19 protein-coding genes are annotated in these 21,208 nt (G+C 72.4%); 10 read left to right on the top strand and 9 right to left on the bottom strand.

Annotated features, from left to right (window positions below):
* The 5 genes from ABD331_RS32350 to ABD331_RS32330 all read left to right on the top strand — a co-directional run bounded on the left by ABD331_RS32350 (window position 1) and on the right by ABD331_RS32330 (window position 4,295).
* Window positions 1-690, top strand: coding sequence for an alpha/beta hydrolase (locus ABD331_RS32350; protein ID WP_344483004.1), 690 nt, complete (start codon window positions 1-3; stop codon window positions 688-690).
* A gap of 45 nt (window positions 691-735) precedes the next feature.
* Complete coding sequence (locus ABD331_RS32345) at window positions 736-1,617, top strand: ABC transporter ATP-binding protein (RefSeq protein WP_344483001.1); 882 nt, start codon at window positions 736-738, stop codon at window positions 1,615-1,617.
* An 85-nt stretch (window positions 1,618-1,702) separates the two neighbouring features.
* Window positions 1,703-2,422: an ABC transporter permease gene (locus ABD331_RS32340; RefSeq protein WP_344482998.1), complete on the top strand. Its 720-nt coding sequence runs from the start codon at window positions 1,703-1,705 to the stop codon at window positions 2,420-2,422.
* Window positions 2,423-2,430: 8 nt separating this feature from the next.
* On the top strand, window positions 2,431-3,693 hold the full coding sequence (locus ABD331_RS32335; RefSeq protein ID WP_344482995.1) for a sensor histidine kinase: 1,263 nt from the start codon (window positions 2,431-2,433) through the stop codon (window positions 3,691-3,693).
* Complete coding sequence (locus tag ABD331_RS32330) at window positions 3,690-4,295, top strand: response regulator transcription factor (protein WP_344482992.1); 606 nt, start codon at window positions 3,690-3,692, stop codon at window positions 4,293-4,295. Before ABD331_RS32335 ends, ABD331_RS32330 begins: the two co-directional genes overlap by 4 nt.
* Before the next feature lie 240 nt (window positions 4,296-4,535).
* Here ABD331_RS32330 and npdG read toward each other — a convergent pair whose 3' ends face one another.
* Together npdG and ABD331_RS32320 are read right to left on the bottom strand one after the other, a co-directional pair.
* The gene (npdG, locus tag ABD331_RS32325; protein ID WP_344482989.1) at window positions 4,536-5,189 is read right to left on the bottom strand and encodes an NADPH-dependent F420 reductase; all 654 of its coding nucleotides are present in this window, start codon (window positions 5,187-5,189) and stop codon (window positions 4,536-4,538) included.
* Window positions 5,190-5,309: 120 nt separating this feature from the next.
* Complete coding sequence (locus ABD331_RS32320) at window positions 5,310-6,455, bottom strand: lipase family protein (RefSeq protein WP_344482986.1); 1,146 nt, start codon at window positions 6,453-6,455, stop codon at window positions 5,310-5,312.
* Between the two features lie 173 nt (window positions 6,456-6,628).
* On the opposite strand from ABD331_RS32320, the gene ABD331_RS32315 reads away from it, so the two are divergent.
* A complete protein-coding gene (locus tag ABD331_RS32315; RefSeq protein WP_344482983.1) occupies window positions 6,629-7,216 on the top strand; it encodes a phosphoheptose isomerase family protein in 588 nt (195 codons plus the stop codon).
* A 9-nt stretch (window positions 7,217-7,225) separates the two neighbouring features.
* Here the strand turns inward: ABD331_RS32315 and ABD331_RS32310 are convergent, their stop codons facing one another.
* On the bottom strand, window positions 7,226-8,185 hold the full coding sequence (locus ABD331_RS32310) for a LysR family transcriptional regulator (protein WP_344482980.1): 960 nt from the start codon (window positions 8,183-8,185) through the stop codon (window positions 7,226-7,228).
* Window positions 8,186-8,212: 27 nt separating this feature from the next.
* Window positions 8,213-8,389 carry a hypothetical protein gene (locus tag ABD331_RS32305; protein ID WP_344482977.1) on the bottom strand — a complete coding sequence of 59 codons (177 nt, stop codon included), beginning with the start codon at window positions 8,387-8,389 and terminating at the stop codon, window positions 8,213-8,215.
* 32 nt (window positions 8,390-8,421) lie between these two features.
* Between ABD331_RS32305 and map the strand changes: the two genes are divergently transcribed.
* Complete coding sequence (gene map / locus ABD331_RS32300; protein ID WP_344482974.1) at window positions 8,422-9,270, top strand: type I methionyl aminopeptidase; 849 nt, start codon at window positions 8,422-8,424, stop codon at window positions 9,268-9,270.
* An 85-nt stretch (window positions 9,271-9,355) separates the two neighbouring features.
* On the opposite strand, the gene ABD331_RS32295 is transcribed toward map, so the two are convergent.
* The 4 genes from ABD331_RS32295 to ABD331_RS32280 form a co-directional block, all read right to left on the bottom strand.
* Window positions 9,356-9,745 (bottom strand): sensor histidine kinase, encoded by a 390-nt coding sequence (locus ABD331_RS32295; RefSeq protein ID WP_344482971.1) that lies wholly within the window; start codon window positions 9,743-9,745, stop codon window positions 9,356-9,358.
* A 208-nt stretch (window positions 9,746-9,953) separates the two neighbouring features.
* On the bottom strand, window positions 9,954-11,930 hold the full coding sequence (locus ABD331_RS32290) for a bifunctional copper resistance protein CopD/cytochrome c oxidase assembly protein (RefSeq protein ID WP_344482968.1): 1,977 nt from the start codon (window positions 11,928-11,930) through the stop codon (window positions 9,954-9,956).
* Complete coding sequence (locus tag ABD331_RS32285; RefSeq protein ID WP_344482965.1) at window positions 11,927-12,541, bottom strand: copper resistance CopC family protein; 615 nt, start codon at window positions 12,539-12,541, stop codon at window positions 11,927-11,929. Before ABD331_RS32285 ends, ABD331_RS32290 begins: the two co-directional genes overlap by 4 nt.
* A 60-nt stretch (window positions 12,542-12,601) precedes the next feature.
* Entirely contained in the window at window positions 12,602-13,885 is a 1,284-nt protein-coding gene (locus tag ABD331_RS32280) for a helix-turn-helix domain-containing protein (RefSeq protein WP_344482962.1), read from the bottom strand.
* A gap of 465 nt (window positions 13,886-14,350) precedes the next feature.
* Here ABD331_RS32280 and ABD331_RS32275 point away from each other — a divergent pair, with 465 nt between their 5' ends.
* A complete protein-coding gene (locus tag ABD331_RS32275; RefSeq protein WP_344482959.1) occupies window positions 14,351-17,194 on the top strand; it encodes an AfsR/SARP family transcriptional regulator in 2,844 nt (947 codons plus the stop codon).
* A gap of 3 nt (window positions 17,195-17,197) precedes the next feature.
* Here the strand turns inward: ABD331_RS32275 and ABD331_RS32270 are convergent, their stop codons facing one another.
* Window positions 17,198-18,691, bottom strand: coding sequence for a helix-turn-helix domain-containing protein (locus ABD331_RS32270; RefSeq protein ID WP_344482956.1), 1,494 nt, complete (start codon window positions 18,689-18,691; stop codon window positions 17,198-17,200).
* Between the two features lie 95 nt (window positions 18,692-18,786).
* Between ABD331_RS32270 and ABD331_RS32265 the strand changes: the two genes are divergently transcribed.
* Both ABD331_RS32265 and ABD331_RS32260 read left to right on the top strand, forming a co-directional pair.
* The gene (locus ABD331_RS32265) at window positions 18,787-20,952 is read left to right on the top strand and encodes a xanthine dehydrogenase family protein molybdopterin-binding subunit (RefSeq protein WP_344482953.1); all 2,166 of its coding nucleotides are present in this window, start codon (window positions 18,787-18,789) and stop codon (window positions 20,950-20,952) included.
* Complete coding sequence (locus ABD331_RS32260; RefSeq protein WP_344483429.1) at window positions 20,927-21,202, top strand: EF-hand domain-containing protein; 276 nt, start codon at window positions 20,927-20,929, stop codon at window positions 21,200-21,202. The genes ABD331_RS32265 and ABD331_RS32260 overlap by 26 nt, the downstream gene beginning before the upstream one ends.
* Window positions 21,203-21,208: the final 6 nt, after the last annotated feature.

The raw sequence follows: 21,208 nt of genomic DNA, 5'->3' as shown, positions 1-21,208 counted from the left end.
ATGCAGACGACGTTCGTACTCGTGCACAGCCCCTCCGTCGGGCCCGCGACGTGGGCTGCGGTGGCCGAGTCGCTGGAGCGCCGCGGGCATGCCGCCGTGGTGCCCGACCTGACCGGCGTGTCGGCGGGCGGGGCGCCCTACTGGCCGAGGGTGGTGGCGGCGGTGCGCGCCGCCGTCCCCGCCGACGGCCCCCTCGTGCTGGTCGTGCACAGCAACGCCGGCTTCTTCCTGCCGGTGATCAAGGAAGGGCTGGGTGAGCGGGTGGTGGCGTGCGTGTTCGCCGACGCGCACATCCCGCCCGGCGAAGGGCTGGTCAAGACCGCGGAGGAGTCGTTCCTGCCGTTCCTGCACGACCTGGCGGGCCCCGAGGGCGTGCTGCCGCGCTGGACCGACTGGTGGGACGAGGAGGACGTGGTGGCCATGCTGCCCGACCCGGTCGTCCGGATCAGGGTGGCGGCCGAACAGCCGCGGCTGCCGCTCGACTACTACACGCAGCCGATCCCCGTACCCGCCGGGTGGGACGCCGTCAGATGCTCCTGCCTCTGGTACGGCCCGCCGTACGACGGGGTGGCCGAGGAGGCGGCCCGCCGGGGCTGGCCGGTCACCCGGGTGCCCGGCATGCACCTGCACCAGCTCGTCGATCCCGAGGGCGTCACCGACGCGCTGCTCAAACTCTCCAGGAAGTCGTGAATTCTTCACTGTCGCCCGCTTCCGCTCCTGGCGACAGTGGGAGGCATGACAACGATCGACGTGAGCGGGCTCCGCAAGAGCCATCAGGGATTCGAGGCGGTGCGGGGCATCTCGTTCGAGGTGACCGAGGGAGAGATCTTCGCGCTGCTCGGCAAAAACGGCGCGGGCAAGACCACCACGATCGAGGTGCTGGCCGGGTTCCAGCGGCCCGATGCCGGCACCGTGCGGGTGCTCGGCCTCGACCCGCACGCCGACCGCGCCGCCGTCCGCCGGCGCACCGGCGTCATGCTGCAGGAGGCCGGGTTCTTCCCTGACCTGACGGTCGCCCGGACCGTCGACACCTGGCGCGACTTCACCTCCGCGCCCAGGCCCCGCGACGAGGCGCTGGAGCTGGCCGGGCTGCGCGCCAGGTCGGGCACCAAGGTGCGGCAGCTCTCCGGCGGCGAGAAGCGCAGGCTGGACCTGGCACTGGCCCTGCTGGGCCGCCCCGACCTGCTCTTCCTCGACGAGCCGACCACCGGCATGGACCCCGAGGCGCGCGCCGCCACCTGGGCCGTCATCCGTGACCTGGCCCGCCAGGGCACCACGGTCCTGCTGACCACGCACTACCTGGAGGAGGCGCAACGGCTGGCCTCCTCGATGGCCATCATGGACGAGGGCCGCGTCGTGGCCTCCGGCGGGATGGCCGAGACGCTGGCGGCCCGCAGCGGGCGGGTGGCGTTCCGGCTGCCCGCGAACGTGGACCCCGCCGACCTGCCGCTGCCCGTCACCGTCGAGCAGGGGCTGGCCGTCTGCCGCGCCGAGGACCCCGACCTGGCCGCCCAGACGCTGCTGACCTGGGCGGCCGAGCGCGGGCTGCGCCTGGCGGGCCTGGAGGTCCGCCCCGCCACCCTGGAGGACCTGTTCCTGGAGACGAGCACCCGATGAGCCGTCCTGGAGACGAGCACCCGATGAGCCGTCCTGGAGACGAGCGCCCGATGAGCCCGACCGCCTTCCTGGAGATGAGCACCCGATGAGCCTGACCGCCACCTACCGGCTCGGCACCCGCCTGTTCTGGCGGGACAAGTCCATGCTGTTCGCCTCGGTCATCACCCCGGTCGGCCTGGCCGTGGGCCTGCCCACGCTGATGCGCCACGTCACCGCCCAGGGCGTCGCCAACGCCACGGCGCTCGCCCAGAGCTCGATCGCGATCCTCCTGGCGATCACCGCGTTCATGAACATCACCGTCGCCCTGACCGCCCGCCGCGACCAGCTCGTACTCAAGCGGCTGCGCTCCACCCGGCTGACCGACGGGCAGCTCCTGGTCGGCCAGATCGCCAGCACCGCCACCCAGACCGTCGTGCTGATCGTGGTGTGCGCGGTGGCCGTGCGGCTGTCCGCCGGCGTCCCGCTCCCCTCCGACCCGTCGGCGTTCGCCGCCGTCACGATCGCGGGCTCCGCCGTGATGGCCCTGCTCGGGGCCGCCTACACGGCGGCGATCCCGCGCGCCGAGCTGGCCGCCGCCTACACCATGCCGGTCTTCCTCGTCGCTGCCGTGTCGGCGGGCGCGATGGGGCCCGTCCCGGTGCCGTCGTGGCTGCGTCCCGTCCTCGACCTGCTGCCCACCACCCTCGTCGTGGACGCGGTCAGAACCGGCGACCTCCTCCTGCCGTTCGCCGCGCTGGCCGGCTGGGCCGTCGCGGGCGTCCTGGCGCTACGGCTGTGGTTCCGCTGGGAACCCCGCAGGTCATAATCGACGTCGTGCTCCCCTCCTCCGCCGCCCGCCGGCTGGCGAGCGTGCTCATCACGGCGGTCTCGTGCGCGTACACGGCGATCACCCTCGTCTACTTCCTGCAGGGCGCCTACTACGGCGTGCTGGCCGTGCTGTCCATGACGGCGGTCGTCGTCACCCATTACGTGAACATGCGAGCCGGCCTGCGCGGAGTGCGCCCGCCGTACTTCCCCGCCACACTGGTGCTCCAGGCGGTGGCCACCTACCTGCCCGACCTGCTGCTGCCCGGCGGCATGTCGGCGCTCACCGCGCCGCTGCTCGCCGGATCGGTGCTGGTGCTGCTGCCGCTGGGCTGGGGCGGCGCGCTGGTCGGGCTGATGATGCTGAGCGAGGGCACCCGCATGTGGTGGGGCCTGATGGCCGCGCACGTCACGTTCTTCTACGTGGCCACCATCGCGACGACGGGCGCCATGATCTACGCGCTCGTCCGGTTCGTCCGGGTGACGGTCGAGCTGGAACAGGCCAGGGCCGAGCTGGCGGAGGCCGCGGTCCTCAAGGAACGGCTGCGCATCTCCCGCGACCTGCACGACGGCCTGGGCCGCAGCCTCACCGCGATCGCCCTCAAGGGTGACCTGGCCGGACGCCTCATCGACCGCGACCCCGGCGCGGCGCGCACGGAGGTGGGCGAGCTGGTGCAGGTGGCCAGGGACGCGGCCCAGGACGTCCGGCAGGTCGCCAGGGGCTACCGGGAGCTGTCGCTGGCGGGCGAGGTGGACCGGGCGGTGGCGCTGCTGGAGTCGTCGGGGGTGGGCGCGCAGGCTCACCTGGCGGACGTGCGGCTGCCCAGGCGGTCGGAGGAGGCGCTGGCCTGGGCCGTACGCGAGGGCGTCACCAACGTCCTGCGCCACAGCCGCGCCACCACCTGCACCATCACCACGTCGTCGCACGGCGGGACGGTACGCCTGGAGATCGCCAACGACGGCGCCCCCGACCGCGTGGGTGGCGACGCCGGCACAGCCCGCGACCCCGGCCCTGAGTATGGCGGGGCCGACGCAGCTCGCACGCCCGGCGGGACCGACACCATTCGCGAGCCTGCACCTGCGGGCGGCAGGGCCGACGCAGCACGCGAGTCTGCGCCTGCGGGCAGCGGGACCGGCCCGATCCCCAAGGCCGGTCTCGCGGGGAGCGGCCTGACAGGGCTGGCCGAGCGGGCGGCGCAGGCGGGCGGTTCCTGCACGGCCGCCCCGACCGGCGAGGGCGGCTTCCTCCTGGCCGTCGAGGTCACGACATGATCAGGGTGCTGCTCGCCGAGGACATGCACATGATCCGCGCCGCCCTCACCGCCCTGCTCCGCCTGGAGCCCGACATCGAGGTGGTCGCGGAGGTCACCCGCGGCGACGAGATCGTCCCCAAAGCGCTGCGAGTCCGGCCCGACGTCGCCGTCGTGGACATCGACCTGCCGGTCATGGACGGCATCACCGCCGCCGCCACCCTCCGCGAGCGCCTGCCGTCCTGCCGGATCCTGGTCCTCACGGCCATGGGCCAGCCGGGGCAGGTGCGCAGGGCGCTGGCCGCCGGCATCGAGGCGTTCCTGGTCAAGGACGCGCCGGGCGACCGGCTGGCGGACTCGATCAGGCGCACCGCCGCCGGGCTGCGCGTGCTGGACGCGGAGCTGGTCTCCTCGGCGATGGAGTACGGCGAGAGCCCGCTGACGCCCAGAGAGTCGACGGTCCTCAAGGAGGCGGCCAGGGGCGCGTCCGCCGAGGAGATCGCCGCCCGCCTGCACCTGTCCCCCGGCACCGTCCGCAACTACCTCACCGGGGCGATCACGAAGACGGGCGCCCGCAACAAGATCGACGCCATCCGGATCGCCGAGGACGCGGGCTGGCTGTAACGCCTTCGATGCCACCCCCACCGCCCACCACCCCACACACCCGCACCCCTACGGCCTGGCATCCAGCACCGCGCCCGACACCACGCATGCGACGTGCGTGCGCGCCATGCGTGTGGCGCCACGCGTGCAGCCTGCGTGCACCGAGCGTGCGGCGTGCGCGTCTCGTGCGGCGTGCGCGGGCGCCACACGTGCGGCCTGCGGGTGCGCCAGGCGCGTGCGGCCCGGGCGGCCGGGCGGACGTCAGATGTCGGTGATGCGCAGCCCCGCGTGCGCCTTGTACCGGCGGTTGACCGAGATGATGTTGGCGGTCAGCGCCTCGATCTGGTGAGCGTTACGCAGCCGCCCCCCAAACACCCCCCGCACCCCCGGAATCACCTCGGCCAGTGCCTGCACGGTGTCGGTGGCTTCCCGATCGTCCCCCAGCACCAGCACGTCGAGGTCCACCTTGTCCACCGCCGGGTCCATCAGCACCACGGCCGACACGTGGTGAAAAGCGGCCACCACGCGGCTGTCCGGCAGGACGGCGGCGGCCTGCTGGGCGGCGCTGCCCTCCTCGACGGCCAGCGCGTAGGCGCCCTGCTTGTCGAAGCCGAGCGGGTTGACGCAGTCGACCACGATCTTCCCGGCCAGCTCGGTTCGCAGGGACTCCAGCAGCGCCTTGTGCCCTTCGTACGGCACCGCCACGATGACGAGGTCGGCCCGCGCGGCGACGGCGGCGTTCTCGTCGCCCGTGGCGCCGGACCCGATGGAGCCGGCCGCCTCCTGGGCCCGCTGGGCGCTGCGCGAGCCGATCAGCACCGGATGCCCGGCCAGCGCGAACCGCCGCGCCAGCCCCTTGCCCTGGTCGCCGGTGCCGCCGAGGATCGCGATGGAAAGTCCGTTCACGTCTGTCATAACCAGATCATGCCAGGCCCACCCGGCACGAGGGCCGGGTGGGTCGGGCGCGAGCCTCAACGGTCGGTCGGTCGCGAGGCCCAACGGTCGGTCGCGAGGCTCAGCGGTCGGTCGCGGGGCTCAGCAGTTGCTGGAGGCGGGCAGGCCGAGGATCCGCAGGGCCAGCCATTCGATGGCGACCGGCCCGCCCTCGATGGCTCCTGTGACGTGGTCGGGCGCCGGCAGGGAGAGCCAGCGCACCCGCGCCCCCGCCGCGCAGTACTCGGTGCGCAGCGTGGATCCGACCGCGAACGGGATGATCTGGTCGCCGCGCGCGTGGTAGAGGAACAGGGGCACGCGCGGGGTGGTGGCGCCGAGCCGGTTCTCCGCCAGGCGGGTCAGCCACTTGGGCTGGTTGAGCAGGTCGATGGGGCTGAGGTCGGAGAAGCGGAGCCCGGCCAGCTTGCTCAGGTCGTCCACGCAGTCGTCGGCGGCGTCGGCGAGCAGCGCGCGGCCCTGGTCGTTGAGGTCGGCTTCGAGGTCCAGCTCGGGGTAGGCGGCGTCGAGCCCGATCCCGGCGGCGGCGGCGAGGCCGAAGTCGGGGGTGCCGTCCAGGTGCTGGGCGACGGCGTGCAGGTCGGCGGGCACCCCGCCGGCGGCGACGCCGCGCAGCCGCAGTTCGGGCGCGTACGTGGGCTGGAGCTGGGCGGCCCAGGCGGCGGACGCGCCGCCCTGGGAGTAGCCCATGACGCCGACGGGCGCGCGGGCCGACAGCCCGGCTCCGGGCACGCGGGTGGCGGCTCTGATCGCGTCGAGCACGGCGTGCCCCTGGGAGATCCCCGCCATGTACGTGTGCGTCCCCGGCGTGCCGAGCCCTTCGTAGTCGGTCATCGCGACCGCGTACCCCTTGAGCAGGAACAGGCTGACCAGCGCCAGCTCGGCCTCCCCGCCCCGGCTCATGCTGACGGACGGCGCGCACTGGTCGCCGAGCCCGTGGGTGCCGAAGGCATAGCCGATGACGGGGCGGGCGCCGAGCGGGTAGCCGGCCTTGGGCACGAGGAGGGTGCCGGAGACGGTGTTGAGCGCGCCGGTGGCGGACGTGGAGTTGTAGCGCAGGTGCCAGGCGTTGACGGGGACCTCCAGCAGCTGGCCCGGGAGGAGGTAGACCGTGGTGGGCTGGGCGGAGACGACGTCTCCTGGTGCGGCGGCGCGAGCGGGTGCCGCGACGAGAAGCGACATGATCGGTAACAGGATCATGGACATGCTGACGCGCACACGTAAGTTCATGTGCCGCCCCTCTCCGTGAGGATCAACCACTTGGGACGGCGGCGCCGCGAGCCGATCGTTACCCGAGGGTAACTCAATGTCAAGGCCTGAAATGACGGGGAAACACACCTCGTGTCAACACATCACTCCCGAATCAATCACCCCGCTCACCTCGGGTGAGGCACCATGGAGACATGGACTCAGGATCGGTCGCCTTCCTGCGCGAGCTCCTCGCCGAGACGGGCTGGCTCGACCGCGCCCGCGAGCTGGGCCTGGCCCTGCGCACCACGCGCTCGCCGGGCGGCCTGCTGCTGGTGGGCACGCCCGACGACGAGCCCTGGCACCTGACCGCGCACCTCGCCGACGAGGCCAGGATCTCCGGCCTGTCGCAGCTCACGCCGACCCTGGTGCGCTGGGACCCGCCTGCGGGGGCGCCCGCCCACCTGAGCGTCGGCCTCGACCGGCTGGAGCGGGCGGCCCGTGGGGAGACGCTGTTCGTGCTGTCGGAGCAGCAGGCTCCCGTCCCGCTGCTGGAACGCGTGGACGACGCGCGCCGCACGGGGGCGACCATCCTGGCGATCGAGGGCGGCGAGGGCGGCGACCCTGAGCTGGCCGGGCTGGCGCACGACGCGATCGCGGTGCCGCGCGACGGGCTGGTGACGTTCGACGGGGCGCAGCACCTGGTCAGCGCGGCGGCGGGCGAGCTGGAGCAGCGCCCGCGCCTGCGCGAGCGCCTGGCCCGCCTCCTCGACAAGGTCAGCGGCCCCCAGGTCACCGACTGACGCACCGGCCTACGGGCCGCTCACCCGCTCCTCCTCGCCGAGCCGCCCCCGCAGGGACGCCTCCAGCGCCGCCGTGGCCTCCTCGATCGCCTCGATCACCACGGCCTGCACCGGGTCCGGCTCCCCCGACCGCGTGCCGCCGACCCGCGTGACGACGTCCACCCGGCGCGCCCCCACCTCCCGGATGTCGCTCACCTGCACCTCGCCCTCGGGCACGTTCAGCAGCGCCATCGTCGACACGATCGCCACCCCGTGCCCGTCGGCCACCAGCGCCAGCGCCGAGTCGAACTCCGTGACGAAGTGCACCTTGCGCGGCTCGGCCCCGTGCAGCCCGGCCAGCCGGTCGAGCGCCTGCCCTGCCGCGTGCGAAGAAACGCTGGCCACCCACGGGCAGCGCATGAGGTCGTCCACCGTGGCCGGCGGCTCGGCCCAGCCGGGCGGCAGCACGATGCGGTACTCGTCCACGAAGAGCAGCCGCGTGCTCAGCGACGGCTGCGACAGCGCGGGCAGCCCCATGTCCTGCTCGGTGATGAGCACGTCCACCGACCCGAGGCGTAACTCCTGCAACGCAGGCTGACCGTAGATCTCGTGCACGATCGGCGTGATCCTGGGATGCCGTACGGCCAGCTCCCGCAGGGCGGGCACCAGGATGTGCTTGATGACGGTGGCGAACGCCGCGATGCGCACCGGCCCGGCCAGCCGCTCGGTGAACCGGGTCAGCTCCCGCCGCGCCTCGCTCAGCTCCTCCTCCACCCGCTCGGCGTAGCCCGCCAGCACCCGCCCCGCCGGGGTGAGCGACACGCTGCGCTGCGAACGGTCGATGAGGGGCAGCCCGACCTCGCGTTCGAGCTGGGCGAGCTGCTGGGAGACGGCCGAGGAGGTCAGGTGCAGCGCCTGCGCGGCCCGCATGACGCCGCCACGGCGGGCGACCTCGTACAGGATGCGCAGCCGCCGGGGGTCGATCTCCACGCGGCTCAGCCTACTTCGGCGGCCCCGTCACTCATCGTCCTGGTCTGCTTCGTCCCACGCCTTGTTGCGGTCGGCGGCGCGCTGCAGCGCCCCGGCCGCCTCCTGTTCGGAGGCGTAGGGACCCATCCGGTCCTTGTTGGGGCAGCCCTTGTCGGGCTCGACCCGCATGTGCTTGAGACAGAACCACCACTGGCCTTCGGTCACGAGGTCAATTCTGCCCCGTAGACTCGTGTTTCATGACGACACTGCTCCAGCCCGGGCGAGTTTCGCCCATGCGAAAGGTCCCCGCCCACATCGAGCGGCCGGAGTACGTCGGCAAGAAGCGCCCCAGGACCGGCGAGTCCGACGTGAAGACCCCCGAGATCATCGAGCGGATGCGGGTGGCGGGCAAGATCGCCGGCCAGGCTCTCGAGGAGGTCGGCAAACACGTCCGGCCGGGCGTCACCACCGACGAGCTCGACAGGATCGGCCACGAGTTCCTCCTCGACCACAACGCCTATCCCAGCACGCTCGGCTACAAGGGCTACCCGAAGTCGCTGTGCACCTCGCTCAACGAGGTCATCTGCCACGGCATCCCCGACGACACCGTGCTGCGCGACGGCGACATCGTCAACGTCGACATCACCGCCTACATCGGCGGCGTCCACGGCGACACCGACGCGACGTTCCTGGTGGGCGAGGTCGACGAGGAGTCGCGGCTGCTGGTGGAGCGCACCCACGAGGCGACGATGCGGGCCATCAGGGCGGTCGCGCCCGGCCGCCAGCTCAACGTGGTGGGCCGCGTCATCGAGGCGTACGCCAAGCGCTTCGGCTACGGCGTGGTGCGCGACTTCACCGGCCACGGCATCGGCACGACCTTCCACTCCGGGCTCATGGTGCCGCACTACGACGACCCGTCGCTGCGGGTCGAGCTGGTGCCGGGCATGACGTTCACGATCGAGCCGATGCTGACGCTTGGCACGATCGAGTACGAGATCTGGGCCGACGGCTGGACGGCCGTGACCAAGGACCGCAAGCGCACGGCCCAGTTCGAGCACACGATCCTGGTCACCGACTCGGGCAGCGAGATCCTCACCCTCCCGTGACCCTGCCGTGACCCTGATGGCCGTCGCACCAGCATGCGACGGCCATCCGGCCTCAAGACGGCCATCCGGCCTCAAGCATCCGGTCTCAACGCCGCCGAGGTACCACCCCCGACACCGTGGTCCCCTCACCGTGCACGCTGTTCACCGACAGGGTGCCCCCCATCTCGGCGAAGGCCGCCCGCATCCTGGCGATGCCCCGCCCCGCCCCCGCCGGAACAAACCCCTGCCCGTTGTCGCTGACGGTCATCCGCAGCCCGCTCTTGCCGACCGTCACGGCGATCGACACGGTCCGGGCCCTGCTGTGCAACTCGACGTTGGACAAGGCTTCGCGCATGGTGCTCATGACGCCGCTCGACACGCGGGCCGGCACGTCGGTCGTGGGCAGCGCCCACGTCTCGACCGTGATTCCCGTGCGCTCCGACCACTCGGCCAGACAGCTTTCGAGCGCCTCGGCCAGGCTCTGCCCCCCGCGCATCCGCGTCTCTTCCGACAATTGATTCGCCTTCCTTGGCACCCGGGCGCGGCGCCGGTCCCCACTCCGGCGCCCCCAAGCCTGCGACGCGCATCCCCCCTCAAGGCCTGCGCACGCTAGCGGACAAGGTTATGCCCGTCTCCCCTGAAAGAAAGGCTACCTGCCGGTCCAGAGACGTGTAGTCGGAAGGTAGAAGGGCATGTCCGATCGGCTACTCGCCCTTGTCGGCACGGTTGAGACGGGCGAGATAGTCGTTGTAGGAGTCAAGTTCGGGGTCTTTTCCGCCCGTGCGATCGGCCCTGCGGTCGGCGCGTCTGGCCTGCCTGTCGTCGTCCTTGTACCACTGCACGGCGATGGCCAGCAGCACGATCAGCGTGGGGATCTCGCCGAAACCCCAGGCGATGGCGCCGCCGTCGCGCTGCGTCAGCAGCAGCGTGTCGCCCCAGGTGCGGCCGAGCTGCTCGTACCAGCCGGACGCGATCACGCCGCCCATCATCATCAGCGCGATGCCGAAGAAGGCGTGGAACGGCATGGTGACGAAGAGCATCAGCAGCCGCCCGACGTACGGCAGCCGGTTGGGCCCCGGGTCGACGCCGATGATCACCCAGAAGAACAGGCAGCCGCTGAGCAGGAAGTGCAGGGTCATCCAGATGTGGCCGAGGTGCTCGTTCATCGCCGACTCGAACAGCGGCGTGAAGTACAACGCGTACGTCGAGGCCACGAAGATGGCGGTGGCGACCACGGGATGCGTGACGACCTTGGTGAACCGGCTGTGCAGGATCGTGGTGATCCACTCCCGCGGCCCTCTGTCGCCCCTCCTGGCGGCGGGCTTGAGCGCGCGCAGCGCCAGCGTGACGGGCCCACCGAGGACGAGGAAGATCGGCACCACCATGGACAGCGTCATGTGCTCGATCATGTGCACGTCGAACAGGACCTTGGCGTACCTGGCCAGCCCGCTCTGCGTGCAGAACACCAGCAGCGCGACGCCGGCGAACCAGGCGGCGGTGCGGCTCCACGGCCACTTGTCGCCGCGCCGGCGCAGCCGCAGCACGCCCGCGCCGTAGAGCCCGGCCAGCACGGCCGCCACGACGGCGAAGAACAGGTCGAGCCACCACAGCGAGAAGATGTTGCCGATGGTGAGCGGCGGCGGCATGGGGAAGCCGAGCAGCTCGAACGCCCGGTCGGCGGGGACGCTGTACTCGGGCGGCGGGGTGCGCGACAGCGCCACGGCGATGCCGATGGTGGCGAACATGAGCACCATCTCGCCGCCGGCCAGCCGGGTGAACGCGCGCGGCTTGCGCGCCTCCAGGTCGGCGAGGGTGCGCTGGCGGTGCCAGTAGCCGATGTAGCCGAGCAGCACGAACGCCACGATCTTGGCCACGGCGAGCAGGCCGTACTCGGAGGTCCACAGGTCGGAGATCGCGCCCAGCCGCGCGACCAGCGCGAACACCCCGGACAGCCCCACCCCGGCGTAGCACCACAGCGCCATCCGGGAGAACCGCGCCGCCGCCACGTCGAGCTGCGGCTGCTTGCGCAGCGCGTGCAGGGCCAGCACGCCGAGCCCGCCCGTCCACAGCGCCAGCGAGAGCAGGTGCAGCGACACCGACGAGGTGGCCAGGTCGTGGTTGGGTGAGGAGGAGGTGTGCCCGGTCAGCGGCGCGGGCAGCAGCGTCACCATCGCGAACACCAGCAGCCCCGCCGCGGCCCCCGCGGTGATGGCGCCGCGCGAGAACAGCGCGATGGCCACGCCGAACAGCACCACCAGCGTCAGCGCGACGCCCTGCGTGGTCTGGGTGGCGTAGCTGGTCAGGAAGGCGCGGTCGAGGATCTGCGGCACCGTGCGGCCCATGGAGTCGGCGACGCCGAACACGATGGACAGGAACGCGGCCCCCGCCCACACCAGGGCGGCCCAGGAGCTGGCCTTGACGTACTCGACGGCGCTCTTGCCGAGCACGCCCTTGTCGTTGGGCAGCAGCGCGGCGGCCATCAGCAGCAGGCCCACGGTGATGACGCCGGAGGCGTCCATGAGCAGCTTGGACAGCGGCAGCCCCCACCGCACGACCGCGCCGGCGTCGGGCAGCCCGGGGATGATCCTGGGGAACGCCCTGCCTCCGGCGATCATGCCGATGGCCAGGGCGGCGATCGAGGCCACCGCGGCCACGATCGCCAGGCGCGCCGCCCGGGTCATGGCTGCTTCTTCCGTCCGCTCAGCAGGAACCCGATCCCGATGCCGACCAGCGCGCCGATGACGATGATCAGCCAGACGGGGAAGCTCGCGCCCTGCTCGGCCGCCGCCTGTTCGGTCGCCGCGCCGGCGGTGGCGGCGTCGGTGGCGGCGGGCGCAGGCGCGCTCGTGGCGGGAGCAGCCGCCGACGCGGAGGGCGAGGCGCTCTCTTCAGAGGGGGACGGGCTCGGCGTCTCAGCACCCTTCACCCGGAACGGGATCTCCCCCTCGATGGGATGCCCGTCGGAGGACACGACCCGGTAGGCGATCGTGTACTTCCCATCGGGCAGCGGCCCCTTGACGGCCTGCGTCACCACGGCGCCGTCGACCTCGGGCTTGCCGCTCTGGTGCTGGGCGTCCGCCTCCCCCCGCACGATGACGAACGGCATGCGCACCTTGGCGCTGAACTCCAGCTTGACCTCGTCGAGGGACTTGACCTCGGCGTTCTTGGCCGGGGAGCTGCTCTTGAGCGTGTCGTGCGCCAGCGCGGGCGTGGCCGGGCCGAACACGAGCCCGAACCCGAACAGGGCGGCGGCGAGAATCGCGGTGAGGGCCGCGAGCGGGGATCTCTTCATGGCACCCCCAAGGCTACCGACGCCACTGCCCGGTCCGGACGTCGCTCTACAAACCGGGCTCTACAATCCCGCGCAGGCCAGCGCCCGCTGGTAGGCGTCGACGGCTCCGTCGGCGTCGCCGAGCTGCTCCATGGTCTCGGCGGTGGCGTACCAGTGGGAGGCCGAGCGGCGGGTGTCGGGCAGCGGCGAGAGCCAGCTCTCCACGTCGGAGGCGAACCCACGGCCTTCGTCCGTGCGGCCGACGCTGCCGTAGATGCGGGCGAGCAGCAGGTTGGCCTCTGCCCCCAGCACGTGGCCGAACGTGGGCAGCATGCTCCTGCTGGCGCCGGCGTGCTCGGCGGCGCTGTCGAAGTCGTGGCTCATGTACTCGGCGCAGGCCAGTTCGAGGTAGAGGGTGGCCGCGTCGATCGTGCTGGTCGAGGTCTGCTCGAACTCGGTGATCGCGGCGCGCAGCGTCTCGCGCGCGCTCACCGGATCCTGGAGGCCGGTCCTGAGCCGCGTGCGGGTGGCCTGGAGCCGCATCCGCGCGGTGTTGCGCGGCTTGCCGTGCTCCATCTGCACGGCCAGGGCCCGCTCGATGAAGGTCACCGCCTCGTCGGTGTGGCCGGTGACGCGCGCGATGATGGAGGCGTTCCAGTTGGCCGCCACGACGGAGCGGGGGGTGCCGAGCGCGTCGGCGGCGTTGAGCAGCTCGGCCGCGAACTGCCTGGCGCGCAGCATGTCGCCGCGCTCGTAGTAGGCCATGAGGAGCGTGGCGGCCAGCTCGACCAGCAGATCGTTCCAGGGCTGGCGGGCGTTGCCGCTCAGGAGCTGCTCGCCCACCTCGACGGCCTCGCTGAGCTGCTCGCTCTCGCGGTAGGCGCGGCACAGCGCGACCGCGACCTCGATGTTGCGCTCGGCGGGCAGCTCCTCCTCGCGGAGCCTGAGCATGATGGAGATCGCCTGGCCGAGATCGCCGGCGGCCTCCGTGGCGAGCGCCAGGCCGAACTCGGCTTCTTGACGAAGCGATGTCAAACCTGCCAAGTTACTGTTTTCCAGCAGCTCCGCGAAGCGGGTGCGGGCCTCGGCGACCTCGCCGTTCTCGAGTGCCAGCCGCGCGTAGCCGAGGGCCAGCTCGATGTCCTCCATCTGCTCGGCGGTGACACCGTTGATCAGATAGGACAGCGAGCAGTCGAGTTTGTTGGCCAGCAGCTCCAAGACCGCAGGGGTGGGGGTACGCTTACCGCTCTCGATCAACGAGACGTAGCTGTCCGAAAGCTCGGGGTGTGCCAGCTGCGCCTGCGACAGGCCGCGTTGCCGCCGAACCGTCTTGATACGGAGTCCGACTAGGTCAGATGTGGTCACAGCTGCCGCTCCCTGAGAAGATGAAATCGAGCAAGTCACATAGGCGAGGGAGAGCCCCCATGCGCATGCGCATTGCCCTGTCAATCCTGGCTGTCGCGATCGGCACCGCGGTAGCCCTTGGAGGTAATGGTACGGCGGCGAGTGCCACGACGTCTTCCCTCTCGAGCTCCATCTCGAGCGCGACAGCGGAGATCGGCTGCTGCTGAACCGAGCAAGGTGAAGTGGCTCGACGGGTACGAACCGCACTCCGTGCTCGTCACATCCATGGTCTGGCAGGTAAGGGGTCTGTCGGGCCCCTACCTGCCGTCCATGAGAATCGGCCTGAGTCGTTGATCAGCCTGAGCCCGCGCCTCGGCCCCCGCACTTCGGCTCACGTCGCTCCCAGCCTAGACGCCGCGTCTACATTCCCTCTACATGAGGCGCCGGCTCTCTCTGGGCCGCGGCCATCGGGACTAAGCTCCCTACGTGGATCCGACTCGCGATCATGACCGTTCTCTGGCCGCCGGTCTGACTGTCGGCCTCCTGGGCCCCGTCCTGGGTGTCTTCCATGACGAGGAGACCGATCTGGGGCCGCCGCTCCAGCAGGCGATCGTAGCGATGCTCGCGATGCGTTCCAGCCGGGTCGTCACGTTGAGCCAGTTGATCGAGGGTCTGTGGGGTGACGCTCCCCCTCCCAGCGCCACGCAGAGCGTCTACACCTACATCGCCGGGTTGCGCCGCGCGTTCGAGCCGGACCGGCGCAGGCGCCAGCCGCCGAGCATGGTCTCCCGGTCCTCGGGAGGTTACCTGCTGCGGCTCGACCCTCTCCAGGTCGACGCGCACGTCTTCACCGCCCGGCTGGACGCGGCGGCCCGGGACAGGAAGGCCGGTGACCTCGACGGCGCGTTACGCGAGACCGACGAGGCGCTGGCGCTGTGGCGCGGCCCCGCGCTGAGCGGGGTGCCCGGGCCCTTCGCGGAAGGTGAGCGCGCCCGGCTCGAACAGGCCCGCCTGATGGCCGTGGAGGCGCGGGCCGATGCCCTGCTGCGGCTCGACCGTTCCGAGGACGCGCTCGCGGAGCTCTACGACCTGATCCACCACCATCCGCTCAGGGAGCGCCCGTACGAGCTGCTCATGCTGGCCCTGCACGGCTGCGGGCGCCAGGCCGAGGCGCTGACGGTCTTCGAGCGGGCCAGGCGCACGCTGTCGGAGGAGCTGGGCGTGGATCCCGGCGAGGGCCTGCGGCGCGCGCACGGCGTCGTCCTGACCGCCACCGAGCGGCCCCCGGCCCCCGGCAGGGTGATCCCGCGCGAGCTTCCCGGCGATCTGATCGTCTTCGTGGGGCGCACGCGGGAGACGGTCCGCCTGAAGTCCCTGCTGGATCCCTGGGCCGGCGAGCCTCCGCACCCGCTCGTCGTGATCTGCGGGCCGCCGGGGGTCGGCAAGTCGGCGCTGGCCGTCCGGGTCGCCCACATGGTGCGCGAGCGGTTCCCCGACGGGCAGCTCTACGTCAACCTCCGCGGTGGCACGCCGAACGTGCCCCGGCCGTCCAGCTATGAGATCTTCAGCCGGCTGCTGCGCGGCATCGGCACGCCGGACAGCGCCGTGCCGGAGGACGAGGAGGAGGCGGCGGCCCTGTGGCGGAGCAGGCTGCAGGACGGGCGGCTGCTCCTGGTCCTGGACAACGCCGCCGATCTGGCGCAGGTCAAGCCGTTCATCTCGACGCCCAGGGGCACCGCGGTGCTGGTGACGAGCCGGGAGTCCCTGGCGGCCGGCGACGACTGCGTCCAGCTCCGGCTCGACCTCCTCTCCGACGCGGAGGCCACGGCCATGCTGTCCAAGCTGGTCGGCGCCGATCGCGTCGCCGCGGACCTCGGCCAGACCACCCGCCTCATCAGGCTCTGCAACGGTTTCCCGCTGGCGCTCAGGGTCGCAGGAGCTCGGCTGGCCGACCGTCCCGACTGGACGGTCGGCGCGCTGACGACGCGGCTCACCGACGAGCGGCGCAGGCTGCGGGAGCTGGAGGCGGGCGATCTGGCCGTACGGTCGAGCCTGGCGGCGAGCTGGAACGCGCTCAACGGCAGCAACCGCGAGATCGACGGGGCTGCGGCTCGCCTCCTGGCCCTGCTCGGCCTGCTGCACGTGCCCGACGTGACCGTGGAGGCGGCTACGGCGCTGTCCGGCACCTCGCCGCTGGACGTCGAACGAGCGCTTGAACGGCTCTGCGACGCCCACCTGCTGGAGGCCGGAGAGCCGGGCCGCTACCACCCGCACGATCTCGTCCGCCTCTTCTCCGCCGACCTGCTGCCCGCGCACGAGCGGAACGCGCCGCTCAAGCGGACGATCGGCTACTACGCCCAGTCCACCAGGGCCGCCGCCCGGACCAGCGATCCGCACCGGGTCCACTGCCTGTATCCGGAGCTCGACGCGCGGGGCCGCGGTTTCGACAGCGCGCCGGAGGCGGGCGCCTGGCTCAGGAGGGAGGAGGCCACGCTGCTCGCCGCCGCCTTCCAGGCGATGGCCGATCCGGACGACGACATCGCGAGGGCCGGCGCGGGCATCGGTCTGGCCCTGTGGTGGTACCAGCAGGGCGCGTACCGGGTGACGGGCATGATCTCGCTGGGCGAGCGGCTGCTCGCGACGGGCGTGCGGCTCGGCGACCAGGTCATCACGATGGAGGCGCACGCCCACTTCGCCACGGGGCTGTACCTGAAGGGCGACTGGGCCGGGTCCATCGAGCACCACGAGGGCCACCTGCGCCTGGCGCGCCTGCTCGGTGACCGCTTCAACGAGCAGCGGGCGCACGGCAACCTGGCCGGCACCCTGCTCAAGTGGGACCAGTGCGCGCAGGCGCTGGAGCATGCGCTGGCCCAGCGCGTGATCGCCCGCGAGATAGCGTCGGGGCCGGGGGAACGCTTCGCCCTGCTCGTGGTAGGCCGGGCCTGCATCGGCCTGGGCCGGCTGGAGGAGGCCGTGCTCGCGCTGGAGGAGGGCTCGGCGCTGGCCGACGAGGCGGGCGACACCCTGCGGCAGGCGGAGTTCGCGGTGGCACGGGGGCGGGTCCTGCTGGAGCTGGGCCGGCTCGACGCCGCTCTGGCCGTGCTCACCGGCGCCCTTGAGCGGTCCCGCACCACCACCATGAAGATGACCGAGGTGAGCTGCCTGGTCCATCTGGCGCGCGCCTACCGGCTGCTCGGCAGGACCGGCGAGGCCACGCGGTACAGCGTCGAGGCGCTGGTGCTCGCCGAGCGGATGGGCAGCGCGTACTGGCTGGAACGGGCGACCGGGGAACGTGAGGCGGCGATGGGCCGGCGATCGATCCACGCGTGAGCGTCACCGGGGCGGCGCCGTGTCCCTGAGCGCCAGGAAGAAGTCCACCCGATCGGCCATCGTCGACAGATCCCGCCCGGTCAGCTCCTCGATCCTGCGCACCCGATACCGCACGGTGTTCACGTGCACGTGGAGCTGCTCGGCACACGCGTTCCACGACCCCGCGCAGTCGAGGAAGATCCCGAGCGTGCGCACCAGCTCCGACTGGTGCCGCCGGTCGTAGTCGAGCAGCGGCGACAGCAGCCGGGCGGAGAACGACCGCCGGACGTCGCCCGGCACCGTGGCCAGCAGCAGCGCGTGCGTGTAGATCTCGTCGCTGGTCACCACCCCGCCCCCACGGGCCTCCGCCAGCCGCCTGGCGTGCCCGGCCTCCTCCACGCCGCCCTTGACGGCGGCGGCGCCCGTCAGCGCGCCGCTGAGCCCCGCGCACAGGCGGGTGTCGGGCAGCGCGGCGAGGACGGCGGCGCCGCCGCGCAGCCGGTCGGCCAGCTCGGCGGTGGTGCCCTGGCGCAGGGGGACGACGGCGACGGCGCCGTCCGCGCCGGCCGCGGCGACGACCTCGCGGCCGAGCAGCTCCTCGATGATCTGGCCGCCGAGTGTGGCGGGGTCGGGGCCGCGGGTGGCGCCCGGCCGGGGCGCGGTGACGTTGACGATCGCGTACGGCTCCGCCGCGTCCACCCCGCACGTCCGCAGCCGGGCGTTGAGCTCGGCCACGTCGGCCCCGCCGAGGGCGGCGACGATGAGCTGCTCGGTCAGGCGGCGCTCGACGCGGCGGCCCTCCTCCATGCGGCTGCGTTCGAGGCCGACGCAGGCGGCCAGCTCGTAGCCGAGGTCGGCGCGGTCCATGAGGTCGCCGTCGCAGGCCAGCGCCCAGCCGGCGGCGCGGTGGCCGCGTCCGACCGCGAAGATCGTGTGCTCGCCGACCTTGACCGGCAGGCGCGGCGCGGTGAGGTAGGCCTTGGCCAGGCGCACGGGGTCGCCGGCGGTGCCGACGATCATCTCGCCCGAGGCGGTCACCACCGCGCCGGTGACGCCCAGCTCGGCGGCGGTCAGCTCGAACAGCTCGCCCAGGTCGGCGCCCTCGGCGATGGCGGCGACGAGCCTGCGGTGGCGGCCGAGCGCGTCGCGCACGTCGCCTGCCAGGCGGGGCACGACGGTCTCGGCCAGCGTGCGGAAGGAGACCTCGACCGGCACCTCCACCAGCGGCAGCCCGGCGTCGGCGCAGGCGGTCACCAGGTCGCCGGGGACGTGCCCGAGCCACGCCTGCCCTGCGCCGAGCGCGGCGACCCCTGCCTCGGCCAGCGCGGCCACGAACCGGGCCGAGTCGCCGGGCGCATGCCACCACATCAGCCCGGTCAGCACCAGCTCGCCGCCGCTGAGGTAGCGGCCCGGCTCGGGCAGGTCGGTGATGTGCACGGTGCTGAACTCGCGGGCCGGGTCGCCGGTGAGCAGCCGCAGGCGCAGATCGTCGATGGTCAGCAGGTCGGAGATGCGCACCTGTAGGAATGTACAAGCCGTATGTTGCAAGCGATGACCTCGATTTGACGTCGCGCGGATAGGACGGCCCACCGGCGCGGTGCTTCACTCGGAGAATGACGCAGACCTCTGATGCGCTCCTGCACGGTGTCGGGGAGAGCGCGCGCCGGCCGGACGCGACGCTCAAGGTGACCGGCGAGTTCGCCTACGCCTCCGACCTGTGGCTGGACGGCATGGTGTGGGGCGCGACGCTGCGCAGCCCGCACCCGTCGGCGTGGATCCGCTCGATCGACGTGGCGCCCGCGCTGCGCATCCCCGGCGTGCGGGCCGTGCTGACGCACGAGGACGTGCCCGGCGAGAAGTACTACGGCCTGGAGCACAAGGACCAGCCGGTGCTGGCCATCGACCAGGTGCGCTACCAGGGCGAGCCGGTGGCGCTGGTGGCGGCCGACCATCCGGAGACGGCGCGCAGGGCGGCGGCGGCCGTCGTCGTCGAGTACGAGCCCCGCCCCGCCATCACCGACCCGCGCGAGTCCCAGCACTTCGTGCGCCACCAGCCGGTACGCCGCGGCGACACGTTCGAGGCCGAGGTCGTCGTGACGGGCGAGTACGAGGTCGGCATGCAGGACCAGGCCTTCCTCGGCCCCGAGTCCGGCCTGGCGGTGCCCGCCGAGGACGGCGGCGTGGACCTCTACATCGCCACCCAGTGGCTGCACGTGGACCGCGACCAGCTCGCGCCCTGCCTGGGCCTGCCGCCCGGCAAGGTGCGCCTGACGCTGTCGGGCGTGGGCGGCGCGTTCGGCGCCCGCGAGGACCTGTCGATGCAGGTCCACGCCTGCATGCTGGCCCTGCGGCTGAACCGCCCCGTCAAGATCGTGTACGGCCGGGAGGAGTCGTTCTTCGGCCACGTGCACCGCCACCCGGCCCGGATGCGCTACGAGCACGGCGCGACCCGCGACGGCAGGCTGGTCTACGTCAAGGCCGACATCCTGCTCGACGGCGGCGCGTACTGCTCGTCCTCCCCCGCCGTGGTCGGCAACGCGGCGTCGCTGGGGGCGGGCCCGTACGAGGTGCCGAACGTGCGGGTGGACGCCACCGGCGTCTACACCAACAACCCGCCGTGCGGCGCGATGCGCGGCTTCGGCGCGGTGCAGGCGTGCTACGCCTACGAGTCGCAGATGGACCGGCTGGCGGAGGCGTGCGGCCTGTCGCCGATCGAGGTCCGGATGCGCAACGCCGTATCCCAGGGCTCCCACCTGATCACCGGGCAGGTGATCGACTCGCCCGCGCCGCTGGCGGAGATGCTGCGCGACCTGGAGGCGATGCCGCTGCCAGGGCCGAGGGACGAGGACCTGCGGGGGCTGCCCGGCGGCGTCTCGCAGACCACGCACGGCGAGTCGGTGCTGCGCGGCGTCGGCTACGGCGTGGGCATCAAGAACATCTGCTTCTCCGAGGGCTTCGACGACTACTCCACGGCCCGGGTGCGGGCGGAGCTGATCGGCGGCGAGCCGCACGTCACCGTGCACACGGCCGCCGCCGAGGTGGGGCAGGGCCTGGTGACCGTGCAGGCCCAGATCGCGCGCACCGAGCTGGGCATCGCGAACGTCACGGTGGCCACCGCCGACACCTCGGTCGGGTCGGCGGGCTCGTCGTCGGCCTCGCGGCAGTCGTACGTCACGGGCGGCGCGGTCAAGGCCGCCTGCGAGGCGGTGCGCGAGCGGTTCGAGGGGCTGCCGCCCGGGGAGGCGCTGGAGCGGTTCGGGCCGATCGAGGAGACGCGCGAGTACCGGCACCGGCCGACGTACCCGATGGACCCGCTCACCGGGCAGGGCGACTCGCACACGCAGCTCGCGCTGTGCGTGCACCGGGCGGTCGTGGACGTGGACGTGGAGCTGGGCCTGGTGAAGGTGGTGGAGCTGGCGGCGGTGCAGGACGTCGGGCGGATACTGAACCCGCAGGCGCTGGAGGGCCAGATCCACGGCGGCTCGGCGCAGGGGCTGGGGCTGGCGCTGATGGAGGAGATCCAGGTCCGCGACGGCCAGGTGCTGAACCCGTCGTTCACCGACTACCTCATCCCCACGATCCTGGACATGCCGCCCATGACGCTGAAGATCCTGGAGAACGCGGACCCGGCGGCCCCGTACGGGCTGCGCGGGGCGGGCGAGCCGCCGACGCTGTCCTCCACCCCGGCCATCGCCGCCGCCGTCAGAGCGGCTACGGGACTTCGGTTGACTCGCGTTCCGATTAGGCCGGAAGATATCGCCTTGTTCGACAAGGGCTAGACAAGGGGGCACCGCGATGGCAACCGCACGCGAGGCGGCAGAGGCGGAGTTCAAGCGCTTCGACACCGACGGCGACGGCCGGCTGACCGCCGACGAGATCCGGCAGGCCAACGACGCGCTCGGTGGTCAGGGCGCGTCCGAGAGCGAGATCGAGGCGTTCATCACCTCGGCCGACAGCGACGGCGACGGCACGATCAAGCTGGAGGAGTTCGTCGCCCTGGTGGGCCACGGCCGCCACGAGAAGGCGTGATCTCGC

It is taken from the genome of Nonomuraea monospora (assembly GCF_039531895.1).
GTDB lineage: Bacteria > Actinomycetota > Actinomycetes > Streptosporangiales > Streptosporangiaceae > Nonomuraea > Nonomuraea monospora.
Note: the sequence above shows the minus strand (reverse complement) of the source record. Positions and strands in the feature narration are given on the sequence as shown.

Coding starts and splice junctions, on each gene's coding strand:
- ABD331_RS32340 (WP_344482998.1), top strand. CDS start 1,703: ATGAGCCTGACCGCCACCTACCGGCTCGGCACCCGCCTGTTCTGGCGG.
- ABD331_RS32290 (WP_344482968.1), bottom strand. CDS start 11,930: ATGACCCGGGCGGCGCGCCTGGCGATCGTGGCCGCGGTGGCCTCGATC.
- ABD331_RS32315 (WP_344482983.1), top strand. CDS start 6,629: ATGGACTCAGGATCGGTCGCCTTCCTGCGCGAGCTCCTCGCCGAGACG.
- ABD331_RS32285 (WP_344482965.1), bottom strand. CDS start 12,541: ATGAAGAGATCCCCGCTCGCGGCCCTCACCGCGATTCTCGCCGCCGCC.
- ABD331_RS32320 (WP_344482986.1), bottom strand. CDS start 6,455: ATGAACTTACGTGTGCGCGTCAGCATGTCCATGATCCTGTTACCGATC.
- npdG (WP_344482989.1), bottom strand. CDS start 5,189: ATGACAGACGTGAACGGACTTTCCATCGCGATCCTCGGCGGCACCGGC.
- ABD331_RS32295 (WP_344482971.1), bottom strand. CDS start 9,745: ATGCGCGGGGGGCAGAGCCTGGCCGAGGCGCTCGAAAGCTGTCTGGCC.
- ABD331_RS32350 (WP_344483004.1), top strand. CDS start 1: ATGCAGACGACGTTCGTACTCGTGCACAGCCCCTCCGTCGGGCCCGCG.
- ABD331_RS32265 (WP_344482953.1), top strand. CDS start 18,787: ATGACGCAGACCTCTGATGCGCTCCTGCACGGTGTCGGGGAGAGCGCG.
- map (WP_344482974.1), top strand. CDS start 8,422: ATGACGACACTGCTCCAGCCCGGGCGAGTTTCGCCCATGCGAAAGGTC.
- ABD331_RS32330 (WP_344482992.1), top strand. CDS start 3,690: ATGATCAGGGTGCTGCTCGCCGAGGACATGCACATGATCCGCGCCGCC.
- ABD331_RS32345 (WP_344483001.1), top strand. CDS start 736: ATGACAACGATCGACGTGAGCGGGCTCCGCAAGAGCCATCAGGGATTC.